Annotated in this window: 14 protein-coding genes; 6 read left to right on the forward strand and 8 right to left on the reverse strand. The window is 71.4% G+C overall.

Annotated elements, in window-relative coordinates:
• Position 1 precedes the first annotated feature (1 nt).
• Positions 2-874 carry a response regulator transcription factor gene (locus tag OG718_RS23490; RefSeq protein ID WP_328845094.1) on the reverse strand — a complete coding sequence of 291 codons (873 nt, stop codon included), beginning with the start codon at positions 872-874 and terminating at the stop codon, positions 2-4.
• Entirely contained in the window at positions 871-2154 is a 1284-nt protein-coding gene (locus OG718_RS23495; RefSeq protein WP_143639164.1) for an ATP-binding protein, read from the reverse strand. The genes OG718_RS23490 and OG718_RS23495 overlap by 4 nt, the downstream gene beginning before the upstream one ends.
• Positions 2155-2342: 188 nt before the next feature.
• Here OG718_RS23495 and OG718_RS23500 point away from each other — a divergent pair, with 188 nt between their 5' ends.
• On the forward strand, positions 2343-3806 hold the full coding sequence (locus OG718_RS23500) for a PspC domain-containing protein (protein WP_328845095.1): 1464 nt from the start codon (positions 2343-2345) through the stop codon (positions 3804-3806).
• Complete coding sequence (locus OG718_RS23505) at positions 3793-4050, forward strand: hypothetical protein (protein WP_143639161.1); 258 nt, start codon at positions 3793-3795, stop codon at positions 4048-4050. The genes OG718_RS23500 and OG718_RS23505 overlap by 14 nt, the downstream gene beginning before the upstream one ends.
• Positions 4051-4130: 80 nt before the next feature.
• On the opposite strand, the gene OG718_RS23510 is transcribed toward OG718_RS23505, so the two are convergent.
• A complete protein-coding gene (locus OG718_RS23510) occupies positions 4131-4664 on the reverse strand; it encodes a DoxX family protein (RefSeq protein ID WP_143639159.1) in 534 nt (177 codons plus the stop codon).
• Positions 4665-4925: 261 nt separating this feature from the next.
• On the reverse strand, positions 4926-6227 hold the full coding sequence (locus OG718_RS23515) for a hypothetical protein (protein WP_143639157.1): 1302 nt from the start codon (positions 6225-6227) through the stop codon (positions 4926-4928).
• A 302-nt stretch (positions 6228-6529) separates the two neighbouring features.
• Here OG718_RS23515 and OG718_RS23520 point away from each other — a divergent pair, with 302 nt between their 5' ends.
• Complete coding sequence (locus OG718_RS23520) at positions 6530-7435, forward strand: DUF4429 domain-containing protein (RefSeq protein ID WP_328845096.1); 906 nt, start codon at positions 6530-6532, stop codon at positions 7433-7435.
• Between the two features lie 16 nt (positions 7436-7451).
• Here the strand turns inward: OG718_RS23520 and OG718_RS23525 are convergent, their stop codons facing one another.
• The gene (locus OG718_RS23525; protein ID WP_143639153.1) at positions 7452-8246 is read right to left on the reverse strand and encodes a class II aldolase/adducin family protein; all 795 of its coding nucleotides are present in this window, start codon (positions 8244-8246) and stop codon (positions 7452-7454) included.
• Between the two features lie 278 nt (positions 8247-8524).
• On the opposite strand from OG718_RS23525, the gene OG718_RS23530 reads away from it, so the two are divergent.
• Together OG718_RS23530 and OG718_RS23535 are read left to right on the forward strand one after the other, a co-directional pair.
• Complete coding sequence (locus tag OG718_RS23530) at positions 8525-9043, forward strand: hypothetical protein (RefSeq protein ID WP_143639151.1); 519 nt, start codon at positions 8525-8527, stop codon at positions 9041-9043.
• A gap of 100 nt (positions 9044-9143) precedes the next feature.
• Positions 9144-9626 carry a pyridoxamine 5'-phosphate oxidase family protein gene (locus OG718_RS23535; RefSeq protein WP_143639149.1) on the forward strand — a complete coding sequence of 161 codons (483 nt, stop codon included), beginning with the start codon at positions 9144-9146 and terminating at the stop codon, positions 9624-9626.
• Positions 9627-9644: 18 nt separating this feature from the next.
• On the opposite strand, the gene guaA is transcribed toward OG718_RS23535, so the two are convergent.
• Positions 9645-11219: a glutamine-hydrolyzing GMP synthase gene (guaA, locus tag OG718_RS23540; RefSeq protein WP_143639147.1), complete on the reverse strand. Its 1575-nt coding sequence runs from the start codon at positions 11217-11219 to the stop codon at positions 9645-9647.
• Positions 11220-11735: 516 nt separating this feature from the next.
• Here guaA and OG718_RS23545 point away from each other — a divergent pair.
• Positions 11736-12026 (forward strand): chorismate mutase, encoded by a 291-nt coding sequence (locus OG718_RS23545; RefSeq protein WP_306938465.1) that lies wholly within the window; start codon positions 11736-11738, stop codon positions 12024-12026.
• Between the two features lie 662 nt (positions 12027-12688).
• Here OG718_RS23545 and OG718_RS23550 read toward each other — a convergent pair.
• The gene (locus OG718_RS23550) at positions 12689-13489 is read right to left on the reverse strand and encodes a hypothetical protein (RefSeq protein WP_328845097.1); all 801 of its coding nucleotides are present in this window, start codon (positions 13487-13489) and stop codon (positions 12689-12691) included.
• A gap of 8 nt (positions 13490-13497) precedes the next feature.
• Positions 13498-14673, reverse strand: a complete 1176-nt coding sequence (locus tag OG718_RS23555) for a hypothetical protein (protein ID WP_328845098.1) — start codon at positions 14671-14673, stop codon at positions 13498-13500.
• Positions 14674-14906: the final 233 nt, after the last annotated feature.

Raw genomic sequence — 14906 nt, forward strand, 5'->3', positions numbered from 1 at the left:
GTCAGACCAGCCGTCGGGCCGTCGCCCACCGCGTCAGCTCGTGCCGGTTCGACAGCTGGAGCTTCCGGAGGACCGCCGAGACATGGGACTCGACCGTCTTGACGGAGATGAACAGCTGCTTGGCGATCTCCTTGTACGCGTACCCGCGGGCGATGAGGCGCAGGACCTCGCGCTCGCGCTGGGTGAGGCGGTCCAGGTCCTCGTCGACGGGCGGGGCGTCGGTGGAGGCGAAGGCGTCGAGGACGAAGCCGGCCAGGCGGGGCGAGAAGACCGCGTCGCCGTCCTGGACGCGGAAGACGGAGTCGACGAGGTCCGTGCCTGTGATCGTCTTCGTGACGTAGCCACGGGCGCCGCCCCGGATCACACCGATGACGTCCTCCGCGGCGTCCGACACGGACAGCGCGAGGAACCGCACCGGCTGCTCGGCGTCCGCCATCAACGGCGAGCAGCGGCGCAGGACTTCGACCCCGCCGCCGCCCGGAAGGTGCACGTCGAGGAGGACGACCTCGGGCCGGGTCGCCGTGATGACCGTGACGGCCTGGTCGACGTCGGCGGCCTCGCCGACCACCTCGACCCCGGTCCGCTCGGTCTGCCCGATCTCCGCCTGGACCCCCGTACGGAACATGCGGTGGTCGTCGACGAGGACCACGCGCACGCGTCGCCCGGGCGCGGAGCCCGCCGGATCAGCCGGATCAGGGGCGCCCGCAGGGTCGTTGGCCAGGGCGGCACCGGACGGCGCGCCGACTCCGGCCGCACCGGCCGCGCCGGCCGAACCTGCCGCACCGGTCGCCGCGGCAGGGCCGCCGGCCGTGCCCGCGCCGGTCGTGCCGGCGTCCGGCCCGGCCGCTCCGGTCGGTTCGTTCGCGTCGCTCATGTCTCCGCCCTCTCCATCTCCAGCTCGACCTCCGTGCCGCCGTCCGGCACCGCGCGCAGCCGCGCCGTGCCGCCGTTGCGCTCCATGCGGCCGATGATCGATTCTCTGACGCCCATGCGGTCGCCGGGTATCGAATCCAGGTCGAAGCCCGGGCCGCGGTCCCGGACCGACACGAAGACGGTTCTCCCCTCGACCTCGGCGAAGACCTGCACCGCGCCGCCCTCGCCACCGTACTTGGCCGCGTTCACCATGGCTTCCCTCGCGGCCTGCATCTGGGCGCCGATCCGGTCGTCGAGCGGGCAGTCGCCGACGACCACGACCTCGATGGGGACGCCGTGCTTGTCCTCCACCTCGGCGGCGTTGCGCTTCACGGCCTCCGCGAGCGTGCCGGGCTCGTCGTCCTCGTCCTTGCCGGTGCCCTCGGGCTTGTAGAGCCAGTTGCGCAGGTCGCGCTCCTGGGCGCGGGCGAGGCGTCGCACCTCGCTCGCGTTCTCGGCGTTTCGCTGTATCAGGGTCAGGGTGTGCAGCACCGAGTCGTGGACGTGGGCGGCGACCTCGGCCCGCTCCTGGGCGCGGATGCGCATCAGGCGCTCCTCGGAGAGGTCCTGGGTCATGCGGACGAGATACGGGCCGGCGAGCAGCGCTATGCCGACGAGGACCGCGAGCGCGGCCTGGAGAACCGAGCCCAGGTGAGCCGCGGAGCCCTGCAGGACGAAGATCGCGGAGACGCCCGTGGCGACGAGCAGGACACCGGCCGCGGAGCGGAGCAGGGTGATCGTGCGCTTGCGGCGGCCCACCTCCATCCAGCGGGCCCGCCGAGCGTTGTCCGCCTGGCGCCAGACCAGGGCGACGCCCGCGCCCACGAGGACGGTGGGCCAGAGGTAGGCCTTGGCTCCGCCGCTCAGGTCCACATTGCCGACGAAGATCAGGGCCACCACGACCATGGCGAGCAGGGCGACGATCTGGCCCTTGTCGGGCTTGCGGGCGACGAGCCTGCGGCGGCCGTCGGGCGCGGTCTCGGTGGCGAGGGCGGGAGGCCGCTCGGCGTCCACACCGCCGATGCCGAGCGGGACGAAGAACCAGAACGCCGCGTACAGCAACGCGCCGAGGCCGTCCGCCATCATCAGGCCGACGAAGACCAGCCGCACCCAGATCACGGGCAGCCCGAGATGGCCCGCGAGCCCCCGCGCCACCCCTCCGAGCCAGCGTCCGTCACTGCTGCGGTAGAGCTTGCGCGGCGGCCGCGGATCCTCGACGGTCAGGGTTGCGGCTTCCGGCATGCCATCGATGTTCACACGCCGGGGAGCGCCGGGCATCAGGGTCGACCCCCTAGACTCCCCTGATCTTCGAATCGGCACGGATTCTCCTCGGTGATCACCGCGTGAGGGTCCGGCCCAGGGTCGATCTCAGGGTTCGGCCAGGGTCGTACCGACTCCCGCCGGGCCGTCGCGGCCGTCACCATGGACACATGACAGATCACCAGCACGCCGCGCCGGGTCCGGGACCCGGCTCCGGCCCGGCCGGGGGTGGAATCCCGGGGGCGGAGCCGCAGGACACCGTGCCCGCGGGCGCCCGGGCGACCGCGGGTGAGGAGCCGCGCGCACCCGGGGAGCCGCACACCCCGGGGAGTCCGGTCACACCCGGTGAGCCCGGTGTGCCCGAGGTCCCGCGGAAGTTCCGGCGCGACCCACGGCACAAGATGCTGGGCGGCGTGTGCGCGGGGCTCGGGCGGCAGTGCGACATGGACCCGGTGATCTTCCGGATCGTGCTCGCCGTTCTCTCGGCGACCGGCGGCCTCGGCCTCATCTTCTACGGCTTCGCCTGGCTCTTCGTCCCGAACGACGACGAGGACGAGAACGAGGTGCGCAAGCTCCTCACCGGCCGGGTGGACGGCCAGGCGCTGGCGGGCGTGCTGTTCGCCCTGGTCGGCTGCGGTGTGTTCCTCTCCATGCTGAGCAACAGCGGTGTGCTGACGTTCGCGACGACGCTCTCGCTGCTCCTCGCCGGCGCCGGGTACTGGTCGCGGCAGCGCGCGACGGAGGACCCCGACCCGCTCGCCGCGCAGGCCGTCGCCGACGCGCCGCCGGAGGCACAGGCGCCGCCCGTCCCCGCCTCGTTCCCCTCCTGGTGGCGCGAGCCCATCGTCAAGGACGGCACGTATGTGGGCGGCACGGGCTATCTGTGGGGCCCCAAGGACGTGCGCGACCGCGACATCGCGGCCGCGATCACCATCGCGCAGGGCGGCGGTCACGGCCGGGACATACGGCCCCGGGCGCCCAAGCCGCGCGGCCCTCGCTCGATCGGCGGCTCGGCCTTCCTTCTCGCCCTCCTCGCGGGCCTGCTCGCCACGCGCCTGACCTGGGACGACCGCGCACTGGGCGCCAGCCTGCAGACCGGCCTGGCCTGCGCGCTCGTCGTGCTCGGCCTGGGCATCGCGGTCAGCGCGTTCCGAGGACGCACAGGAGCGGGGTCGATCTTCCTCGCGATCGTCACGGCGGGCCTGCTGGCATGCTCGGCGGCACTGCCGAAGGACATCAGCACCCACTGGGTGCGTACGGACTGGACACCGGCCACGGCCGCCGCCGTACAGGAGCAGTACGACCTCGGCACCGGCGTCGGCACGCTCGACCTCAGCCGGATCGACCTCGCCAAGGGCCGGACCGTGACGACGAACGCCGAGGTGGGGTTGGGACAGCTCAAGGTGATCCTGCCCAAGGACGTGACGGTGAAGCTGGTGATCGAAGTGGGCGTCGGCGACATCCAGTTGCCGGGTGACGACCAGCAGGACGTGGACGTGGCCCCGGGCAAGCACAAGCAGGTGACGCTCTCCCCCACGGGAGAGAGCGCGGACAAGGCCAAGGCCGGCGGCACGCTCGACCTCACCCTCGAAGTCGGCATCGGACAGGCGGAGGTCACCCGTGTCACGTCATGAGTTCCAGCCCGGCCGGCTCATCGCGGGCTTCTTCCTCACCCTCACGGGCGTCGTCTACGCCGGAGACGCGGGGGAAGCCTGGGACACCCCGTGGTTCGTGGTGATCCCCCTCGTCACGGTCGGCCTCTGCCTGGCGGCCGCGGCAGGCACCCTGGCGCACGGAGTCCGCCGTCGGCGGCGCCGCGCGCTGCTCTCGCAAGAGGCCCAGGATTCCAGGGAGGCCACACACGCACCGGGCCAGTAGTCGCGTCCTTCAGGGGCGCGGGGAACCGCGCGACAAGCCCCCACCGGCCCGCGGGTTGATCACCTCGGCCGGCGGAGCGCCTAGTAGGCGCTGCTCGACCGGCGCCTCCGCCGGGACCGAAGCATCGCATCCACCGAGAACACCGACGCACCGGCCAGAACGATCGGCAGCCAGGCCATCAGGTAGGGGAGGTCGTTGCCGTAGTAGTACGGGTCCGAGGCCCAGCTCACCGTCAGCCAGAGGCTGAGGGAGATCAGGGCGCCGCCGAACGCGGCGAGACGGGCGAGGAGACCGATCAGCGTGCCGATACCCACCGCGAGTTCACCGAAGGCGATGGCATAGCCGAAGCCGACGGGATTCTTCAGGGCGAGATCGACGAGCGCGGGGATGGCCGACGAGTCGCGCACCGTCCGCATCAGGTCGCCGACCGACCCGGCCCCGGCATCGTTCATGAAGGCGCTGTCGGTCAGCTTGTCGATTCCCGCGTAGATGAAGGTGACGCCGAGGAAGACCCGCAGCGGAAGCAGGGCGTACCGCGTCGCGGTGTCCCGCCAGTCACCGCCGCCGTCGTCCATGTACCCGGAGTGCGTGTCCATTCGCATGCCGTGAGCCATCGCTCTCCGCCGCCTCTCGCCCGCCGAACGGTTCACCCCTCAACAGACGATACGTACGACGACGAGCTCCCGCTCAAGAGCGGACGCACAAATTTTCACCAGGTCCGCCGGAACATCCCTTTTGTTCCCGTACGGGCACGGAAGATCCGCATCCGCACGCCGCCCTCCGGAGAGATGTCCACGCGGCGCCCATGCGGGTGGCGGGAACCGCAGACCGGGCGCGCCGCGCGCCGCGGTCACACCCCGTCACCGAGTCGCCGGTCACTCGGTGACGTCGATCCCCACCCGGTTCGTCTCCAGCCCCGCCGCGGTGACGACCTGTACGTCCACCCGCCCGGGCTCCACATCCGCCGGCACCGGCACGGTGAGCACCGCGTCGGACGGGTTGCTGAACCCGCCGGGCACCGGAACCAGCGGTACGTGCACATGCACGGGCCCGATCCGCACCACCATCCGCGACAGCCGGTCCGCGCCCTGCGCGCCGGGCGGCACGAACCCGGCGCCCCGGATCTCGATGTCGTCGCCGGTCCGGATCGGCGCGTCCAGATCCCCCGCCTCGCGTGCCCGCACGACCGACAGAATCACCGGCCGCCCGCCTTCCGCGTACTTCCCGGCGACATAGGTGGCGGCCGACACCAGCACCATCACCGCAAGCCCCCACGGCAGATCGGGCAGCTGCTCGGGCCGCCGGGCCAGCCGCACCGCCGCGAACACCAGCGCGACGGCACCCACGACCACGTACTGGATGTCGGCGAAGCTGCCGCGGCCGGAGTCGTCGGTGAGCAGATCCGCAGCCCGGGGCCGGTCGGCCCGCACCTTCTGCAGCCGCTGTCCGAGGACGCGCAGCCCCACGACCCGCCGTACGAGCACGGCGATCGCGCACACGACGGCGAGCACGGTCACGATGCCGGCGCCCCGCGCGAGTTCGAGCCCCGCGATCAGGGAGTCCCGCTCGGCGGGCGAGGAGGCACCCGCCAGGCGTCCCGCCAGTACGAGCACGGCGTAGACGACGAACAGCACCCAGCCGACCGCCACGGCACGGGAGGTCGACAGCCGGTTGTCCTCGCCGATGACGGGCGCCAGCACTCCGCCCCGTGCCCGGTGGAACCACGAGGCCCCGGTCAGCAGCCCGCTCACGACCACCGCGGCCACCAGCCCCGCGGTCCGTGCGGCCGTCCAGCCCGCCCCGATCGCGGTGAGCGTCTGCACCAGGAGCAGGACGAGGACAACTCCCCACACGGCGATGACGGTTCGCCGCCACACCAGACCCAGCCAGACCTCGCCCTCGGCCCGCCCGCGCTCCGCGACGACGTCCGCGGACTGGGTCAGCTCGTCCGACACCCACTGCCTCGACGCACCGGCCGAGTACGCGACGGCCGCGGGCAGCCCTCGCCCGGACGCCAATTCGTCCCGCTTGGAAAGGAATTCGGCAACGGCGCGCCGATGCCCCTCGCGTGCCCCGTGCGGACAGTTCCCGCAGGTGCAGCCCCCCTCGTGCCCGCTCCGACCGGCGCCGCGCCCGGCGTCACGCCCCGCGCCCTGTCCAGTCTCCTGCACCGCCACGCCCGTTGCCGCCTTCCAGACCATTGGGTCGAACCCTCATTTACCGCACGCCCCACCGAACCGACCGCACGCCCTACCGATATGTCACGTTCGCACGCCACCGCCGCACCACGGACAGCGGCACGACCACCGGCCCCGAGGCCACCGGTCGCACAATCAACCCCCGCACATCTGCGCAGCCGCACAAGTGCCTCGCGACGACAGCGCATTGTGCCGTACCCCACACCCCGCGCGTCCGCCAGGTCTGGTCAGCGCGGGTGAACCGCCCACCCCCGTGTTGACCCGGCTGCGAGAATTCCCGTATGGCCGAGATCATCCAGCGCGACGGGACCTGGGCCTTCGACGGCAGCACGGTCCGGATCACCCCGGGACTGCACCGCTCCGTGCCGCTGTTCCGGCAGACGTACGGAGAGATCGCCGTGCCCCTCGAAGCGGTCGCGGGCGTCGCCTACGAACCCGAACGCAAGCGTGGCCGGCTGCGCCTGAGACTCCGCGAGGGCGCCGACCCGCTGCTCCAGGCGACCGGGGGCCGTCTGCCCGAGCCCGCGGACCCGTACCGGCTGACGGTGGACATCGACCGCTCGGGCGTCGCCGAGTACGTCGCCGAGGAGATCCGGCGCGCCCTGCTCCTCGAACAGATCCCCAAGGAACCGGCCAGAACCTACCTCGTGCCCGGCCCGCCCGTCCCCGTCTCGGTCCGTTCCAGCGACGGCACGGTGTCCTTCGACGGCACCCAGGTCCGTATCGACTGGAGCGACACCTCGGACCGGGTGAAGCGCGCGACGGGCCCGCGCATCATCGAGCTGCCGGATCTGGTCCAGGTGGAGTGGCTGCCCAACTCCGGTTACGAGGACGGCTTCCTGCGCTTCGTGACCCGTGACTCGGTGTTCTCCAAACTGCCGCCGGAGAAGGACCCGTTCGCCCTCGACCTGTGGGGCAGTGCCCGCCGCGATCTGCTCACGGCGCTGGTCGCCACCGCGGTCATGGCCCGGCTCCCGCACCCGTCCACGCGGTCCGGCGAGTACACCCAGGGCGACCCGCCCCGCCTCCCGCCCGCACCCGAGGACTCCGTACCGCAGCCGCCCCGGCAGGGGCACCACGACGTACTCCTGCGCCGCCTCAGGGAGTTGGGCGAACTGCACCGCGACGGCGTGCTCACGGACGAGGAGTTCGCGGCGACGAAAGCGGCGGTGCTGCGGGACTTCTGACACGGGTGGGACCGGGCTAACTGAGGAGGTCGGGTTCGCTGCGGCTGATGTCCTGCCACAGCGGCTGGTAGTTGATCCACGCCACCAGATCCCCGCCGAGCTGTTCCCGTGTCGCGACCGCCTGCTTGTGGTCGATGAGTACGGGACGGCCCGCCGCGCACGCGGTCAGCTGCACCTGGCACGAGCGCTCCATCGACAGGAACCACCAGGCCGCCGCGTCCACCGAGTCGCCGACGGTCAGCAGCCCGTGGTTGCGCAGCACGAGCGCCTTGCGGGTGCCGAGCCCGGAGGCGATCCGCCGCCCCTCCTCGGCGTCCACGGCGACCCCCGAGTACGCGTCGTACAGCGCGTGGTCCTCGTAGAACGCGCAGCTCTCCTGGGTGATCGGGTCGAGCAGGTCGCCGAGCGCGGACAGTGCGCGGCCGTACACCGAGTGGCAGTGGGCGACCGCGACGACGTCCGGCCGGGCGGCGTGCACCTGGGCGTGCACGGTGAACGCCGCCTGGTTCACGTGATAGCGGCCCTCGATCACCTGCCCGTCCTCGTTGGCCATGACCAGATCACTGACCGTGACGTGCTTGAACGGCATGCCGAACGGATTGACCCAGAAGCAGTTGCTGTACTCCGGATCGCGCGCGGTGATGTGACCGGAGACCCCGTCCTCGAACCCGAGCCGGCCGAACAGACGCAGCGCGCCTGCCAGGCGTTCCTTGCGGTGCCGCCGCTCGTCGTCGAGCGACTCGTGCATGGGCGGCATGGCGAACCGCAGCCGGTCGGTGGGAAGCGGCAGGGGTGGTGTGGGCCCGTGCATATGTCCTCCAGCCCTGAGGTACGGACTCCGTACGTGTTTACGGGCGGGAAGTTACCGGCGGTCAGCGCAGGAGAACAGAGATGTTCGTGAAGAGAGTGCACAACCGTTGCACGGGGTCGGTGGTCTGCCTGTCTGGAGCCAACTAATCGGTCGGGCACCTGCACCGACGCCCCCTGGAGGACCCCCGTGCGCAGTCACCCCCCTACGCTGCGCGGACCGCGTCCCGCGACCGCACCCCCCAACCGCCCATGAAGAGAAACGAGCGCCTTGTCACAGGCATGCTCAGACAGATCGCCACGCGCGACGTCGTCGTCCTGGACGACCTCGGCGGATCCCCCCGCCGCCTCGCCGCGCTCACCTACATCGCCGTGCAGTACGGCTTCCGCTACGAGGAGACGAGCAGACTCGGCCAGACACTCCAGGTCCGCCTGACCCGCGACCCCCGCCCGGAGGCCCGCGAACGCAGCACGGCCGCCCTCGGCCGCCTCGCCGCCGGCCGCGCTCCGGGCATGCGCCCGGGCACACTCAAACCGCTGCCCGACGTGGCGCCCGCGGTCGGGCTCCTCAAGGCCCGTATCGAGTTCGACGCGCTGGCCGACGACCTGGACTGGCGCCGCAAGGCCGTCTTCATGACCGCCAGCGCGGCCCTCATGGCGCTGCTGCTGATCCCCGCGGGCTGGAGGGCCTCGCTCGCCGCGAGCGCCACCATGGCCGCGGTGTTCGCGGTCTTCCTGCGCCTGGAGGTGTTACGGAAGGACCGGCTGGCCCGGCGGCTGCGGTCGGCGGGGCTGATCTGAGCGATCCGAGCCCGAGGAATCCCCCGTCGCAGATCCGCCCGAGAAATCCTCCGCCGCAAAGGCGACGGAAGGTGTCGGGTATCGGCGTCAGACTCGTCGTATGACTCGGACGACATCGAACTGGGCGGCGATCACCGCCGCGGAACCGGACCTCGCCAAGACCGTCGAGGACCGGTTCGCGGCCTTCACTCACCACATCGTGGCGACCCTCCGCAAGGACGGGTCGCCACGCACCTCGGGACTCGAAGTCCGGTTCCTGAACGGGGAGTTGTGGCTCGGCATGATGCCGGACTCGCTCAAGGCACTGGACCTGCGCCGCGACCCGCGCTTCGCCCTGCAGGCGAATCCGGGTCCCGGCACGGAGATGGCGGGCGGCGACGTACGGATCGCGGGCCGGGCCGTCGAGGTCGAGGAACCGGCCGAGCGCGCCCGGTACGCCGAAGAGGTGGAACCGCCGGAGCCGTTCCACCTCTTCCGCACCGAGCTGACGGAGGTCGTACGGACCTACGTCGAGGACGACAAGTATCTGGTCGTCGAGATCTGGAAGCCCGGAGAGCCGGTGCGGACTCTCAGGCGGACGTGACCTTCAGCAGCCCTGGGGCTACTCCCACTCGATGGTGCCCGGCGGCTTCGACGTCACGTCGAGGACGACCCGGTTGACGTCCGCGACCTCGTTCGTGATGCGCGTCGAGATCTTCGCGAGGACGTCGTACGGGAGGCGCGACCAGTCGGCGGTCATGGCGTCCTCGGACGAGACGGGCCGCAGCACGATCGGGTGGCCGTACGTCCGGCCGTCGCCCTGGACGCCCACGCTGCGGACGTCCGCGAGCAGCACGACCGGGCACTGCCAGATGTCGCGGTCGAGACCGGCCGCCGTCAGCTCCTCGCGGGCGATGGCGTCGGCCTCGCGGAGCAGGTCGAGCCGCTCCTTGGTCACCTCGCCGACGATGCGGATACCGAGGCCGGGGCCCGGGAACGGCTGGCGCTGGACGATCTCGTCCGGCAGGCCGAGCTCCTGGCCGACCATCCGGACCTCGTCCTTGAACAGCTTGCGCAGCGGCTCGACGAGCTCGAACTCGAGGTCCTCGGGGAGTCCGCCCACGTTGTGGTGGGACTTGATGTTCGCGGTGCCGCTGCCGCCGCCGGACTCGACCACGTCGGGGTAGAGCGTGCCCTGGACCAGGAAGGACACCTCGGGACCCGCGTCCGCGATGATCTCCGCCTGCGCCTGCTCGAAGACCCGGATGAACTCGCGGCCGATGATCTTCCGCTTCTCCTCGGGGTCGCTGACCCCCTTGAGGGCGGTGAGGAACCGCTCCTCCGCGTCCACGACCTTCAGCTGGACGCCGGTAGCCGCGACGAAGTCCTTCTCGACCTGCTCGGTCTCGCCCTTGCGCATCAGACCGTGGTCGACGTACACGCAGGTCAGCTGGGTGCCGATGGCCTTCTGCACGAGGGCCGCGGCGACCGCGGAGTCCACGCCGCCGGAGAGGCCGCAGATGGCGCGCTTGTCACCGACCTGCTCGCGGATCGCGGCGACCTGCTCCTCGATCACATTGCCGGTGGTCCAGTCCGGGGTCAGGCCCGCGCCCCGGTACAGGAAGTGTTCGAGCACCTGCTGGCCGTGCGTGGAGTGCATGACCTCGGGGTGGTACTGGACCCCGTACAGCCGCTTCTCGTCGTTCTCGAAGGCGGCGACCGGGACGACGTCCGTGGAGGCCGTGACCGAGAAGCCCTCCGGGGCCGCGCTGCACGCGTCACCGTGGGACATCCACACCGACTGCTCGTCCGGGGTGCCCTCGAAGAGGGTCGAGCCCGACCTGGAGACGTGCAGCGGCGTACGGCCGTACTCGCGGGCGCCGGTGTTGTCGACCGTGCCGCCGAGGGTGGTCGCCATCAGCTGGAAGCCGTAGCACATGCCGAAGACCGGGACGCCGGCCTCGAACAGGGCGCGGTCCAGGCGGGGGGCGCCTTCCGCGTACACCGACGAGGGGCCGCCGGAGAGGATGATCGCCGCCGGGTTCTTGGCGAGCATCTCCGCGACCGGCATGGTGCTCGGCACGATCTCGCTGTAGACCCGGGCCTCGCGGACTCGGCGGGCGATGAGCTGGGCGTACTGCGCACCGAAGTCGACGACCAGGACGGTGTCGGGGGCGACGGGGGACGCTTCTGGCACGGTTTGCCTTCCGGCGGTTCAGCAGGGATGTGCTCCCGAGTCTAACCGGGCGCCCGGAGCCGACGTCCCGTCCCTGGGGGCTCCACCCCCCGGCCCCCGTGTCGCCACCGGGGCTCCGCCCCAGGCCCCGTCGTCGGGTGCGGGTCCGGCTGTGGCTTGTCGCGCAGTTCCCCGCGCCCCTGGGTATCTCAGCCCCTCCGGCGTTTGAGGAGCGGGGGTTCGGGGGCCGGCCCCCGAGTAGTGACGGGAATGGGTAGGGGCGGCGGGGGCGAGAGAACCGTCTCAGCATCCGAGCGTGGTTGGCCGGCGGCCGGTGGCCGGGCATACTGCTCCCATGCTCACGCACGAGACCTTCGTCTTTACCTATGGCAACCGGCCCACCGGCTGCCATGGTCGTGCTGCTTGAGCAACTGACAAGCGACTTCCCAGGCGCCCCGGGCCGACAAGGCCCGGGGCGCCTCGCGGTTTCCGGACCTTGCCGCTCCGGGGCACCCCACTCGAAGAGGAGCCCCCGAGATGAGCACAGCCGCCACCACGGACAAGACCGGCGCCCGCACCGAAGAGGCCGCCGACGTCATCACCGGCGCCCGCGAACGCATCGACGCCCTCGACGACCGGATCATCGGCCTCGTCCAGGAACGCATGGCGATCTCGGCGGTCATCCAGGAGGCCCGCATCGCCTCCGGAGGCCGCCGCGTGAACCTGTCGCGCGAGATGGACGTCCTCGGCCACTACAGGGACGCACTCGGCAAGCCGGGCACCTCACTCGCGATGACGCTCCTGGAGCTGTGCCGGGGCCGGATCTGAAGACCGCGTCCGAAGACCGCCTCCGAAGATCGCCTCCGACGGTGCTGAGGGCGTACGGGATCCGCGTACGACATCCGCGTACGACGGACGTCCGGTGCACGCACGTACGCATGTCCTCTCACCCGTACGGCGCGTGACCGCCCCGCGGCGGGCTTCGTTGGTCCCGGTGTCCGTGCCAGCCAGGGGCGGGCCCGAAGAACCACGCGTGGCTCCGCTGGAACGATGAGGCGTACGGACGTGCGCCGTGGGACCTCGTTCCAGAGAAGTGACCGGACGGCAGGGGACAGCAGCCCGGTCACCCAAGAGAGGTCGGCTCCGGGGACGCTCGGAGCCGACCGGCGGAATCTGTGCAAGGGCGGTCGAAACGGTTGCGGAGGCCGCGGCCCATCGAGCACGATGTTTGGAACTACCCCCAAGTCCCTGAGCGACAGCAGCATTGGATCGTCTTACCGCCATTGGTCGATACCACGCGCACTCCCCCGGTGCGCCGGGGCGCCGACCGGGCGGAGAAGCCAGTAAGCGGCGCACCCCCCGGCGCCGTCCCGTAGGCACCGGCGCTGCCCTGACGTCGGTGCTGACCACGAAGGGCCCCGCGGTTGCCCGCGGGGCCCTTCGCCTGTCCGGCACGCCGTGCGGCCGGTCCCGTGTCCCGGGCCGGCCCGTCAGGCGGTCGTCTTGTTCAGCTTCGCGAGCTGCGCCTCGACGAGTTCGGCCGGGACCTCGACCTCGTCGGCGTCCAGCATGTTCATCGAGCTGAAGGCCACCAGCGTCGAACCGTCACGGACGACCGTGTACGCGGCCGGGACCTCCGCCCCCTCGATGGAGGCGACCAGCCGGAACGCGACGGACTCGTCGCCCAGCTTCGGATCGGCCAGCGCCTTGACCCCGGTGTACTTGTAGCCGACGTACCGGTACTCGGTGCACTCTCCCGTCGCCTTGCGCAGCCCGGCGAGCACGTCGTCGGCCTCTCCCGACCCGTACGAGAGGAGTGCGAGCGTGGTCACCGAGGCGTTCGTCTCGTCCTTGGCCGTGACGCCGCGGCTGAGGGAGGTCCGTGAGGCCGGGTCGGTGGTGAACAGGAACATGTCGGCGACCGGCTGGCACTTCGCCGGGACCGCCGGGGAGGACGCCCCCTGGAGATCGGCGGACCCCGCCCCCTCGACCTTGTACCCCTTGACGTCACCCGTCGCGAGCGCGGCCTTCTTCAACTGCGCCCGGGTCAGGGGCTCGTCCGTGTCCGGGGCGACCGAGGAGCCGTCCTTGCCCGGCGCCTTCGCCCTGCTCTTGGCCCCGTCCCCGCCCCTGTCCTTCGCCTGCTCCTTCGACTCGCCGGCCGACTGTGCGGCGGCCGGCGTCCCTGCTGCCTTCTTGTCCTTGCCGTCGCCACCCGCGCACGCCGAGGCGCATCCGAGGCCGGCCACGACCGACGCGGCCACGACGGTCCGCACGATCCTTCTGCTCACGCCCGTACTCATGTCCGGGACACCGTCCCACACTCCTCCGTCCCGGAATTCCCGAGGTCCCGGCTGCGGTCGTACGGGTCGGTCGTGGGCCCGCTCGGCGGCGCGCCCGTGGGGTCGGCCGAGTCGAACTGCGGGTGCAGGAAGCCGTCGTAGACGTCACAGGCGGAGTTGGCGAGATCCTGGTCGTGGCGGTCGACCGAGAGCCTGCCCGGAGTGACCTCGTACGTCGCCGGGTTGAGGAGCTCCAGGTCGAGGATGCGGCGGACGATGGTGCGGGTGACCTCGGTGGCGTCCGGGTCGGCCGGGGCCAGCGCGTAGACGAAGGTGTAGTCGGCGTGGATGGCGACGCCACCGTCCTTGCCCGCCTTGAAGGTGGTACGGCCACGGGTCTTGACCACGTCGCCGACGAGCCGCACCTCGTCCGGGTCGAAGCGGCTGAAGAGCCAGAGCGGGTCGCTGTCCTTGCCGGGCTCGCGGAGCCAGGACCTCGCGTCGTCGATCATGTCCGGCTGCTTGGGGTCCAGAATTTTGTCGAGCGTGGTCTCGGGGGTGCCGCCGAGCAGGGTCTTGCGGTCGAGGTTCGCGTCGACGAGCAGGGACTTGGTCTGCGCCAGGGCCTTGGCCACCTGGTCCTTGCCGAACGCGCCGACCGGCGTCGCCTCCGGCAGGACGATTCCGGCCGCGCCGTCGGCGTACCGCACGGCGGGAGAGCCGGCGAACGGCTCGTCCAGCGTGGGCGTTCCGGGCGCGCCGGAGGGGGCGTTCGTCGGGGCCGCGGTCTCGTCGGGCAGCGGGTTCGCCGACTGCGTGCCCTCGTCCGTGCCGGTGCCGAATGGGTCGCCCGGCAGCAGGGACGGCTTCATGGCCACCACGGCCAACGCGATCGCGAGTACGACGCCGATGATCGTCCACACCTTGCGGCGCCGGGCCGCCCGCCCGTTCATCTCCTGCCAGGCAGGCCCGGTGCGCCACCCCGGGGGCAGTTCGCCGCGTGCCTCCTGCTGCCGCAGCCTTTCGGTCACCATGCGGGCCCGCGCGGACGGCTCCTTGGGTGCGTCGGACGTGTGGATGTCCCGCTCGCTGTCCTCGACGAACCGCGCCCACACGTCATCCGGTATGGGCTCTCCGGACTGCCCAGCCCCCTCGGGTTCCTCGGATGTCTTCTCCGACGGCTTCTCGGCCATGGCGCTGGCGCCTCTCCCCCATGATCGACCCGCGGATCGACGTTTTCTTCGAATTACTCGACGGACAAACGATGGACAGTTCTAAGGCGTGGGCAAGGGAGTTCACAAGTCCGATCCGGCTGTGACCCAGCCCACATAAGAATTCTGTGAGTTCGAGGACAACCCTTTACAGGAGTCACAGGTCTCACTTGCGGAACCAACGGCCGTACCCGCGTACCCCGCACGCGGAGGCC

This window comes from Streptomyces sp. NBC_00258, assembly GCF_036182465.1.
Lineage (GTDB): Bacteria > Actinomycetota > Actinomycetes > Streptomycetales > Streptomycetaceae > Streptomyces.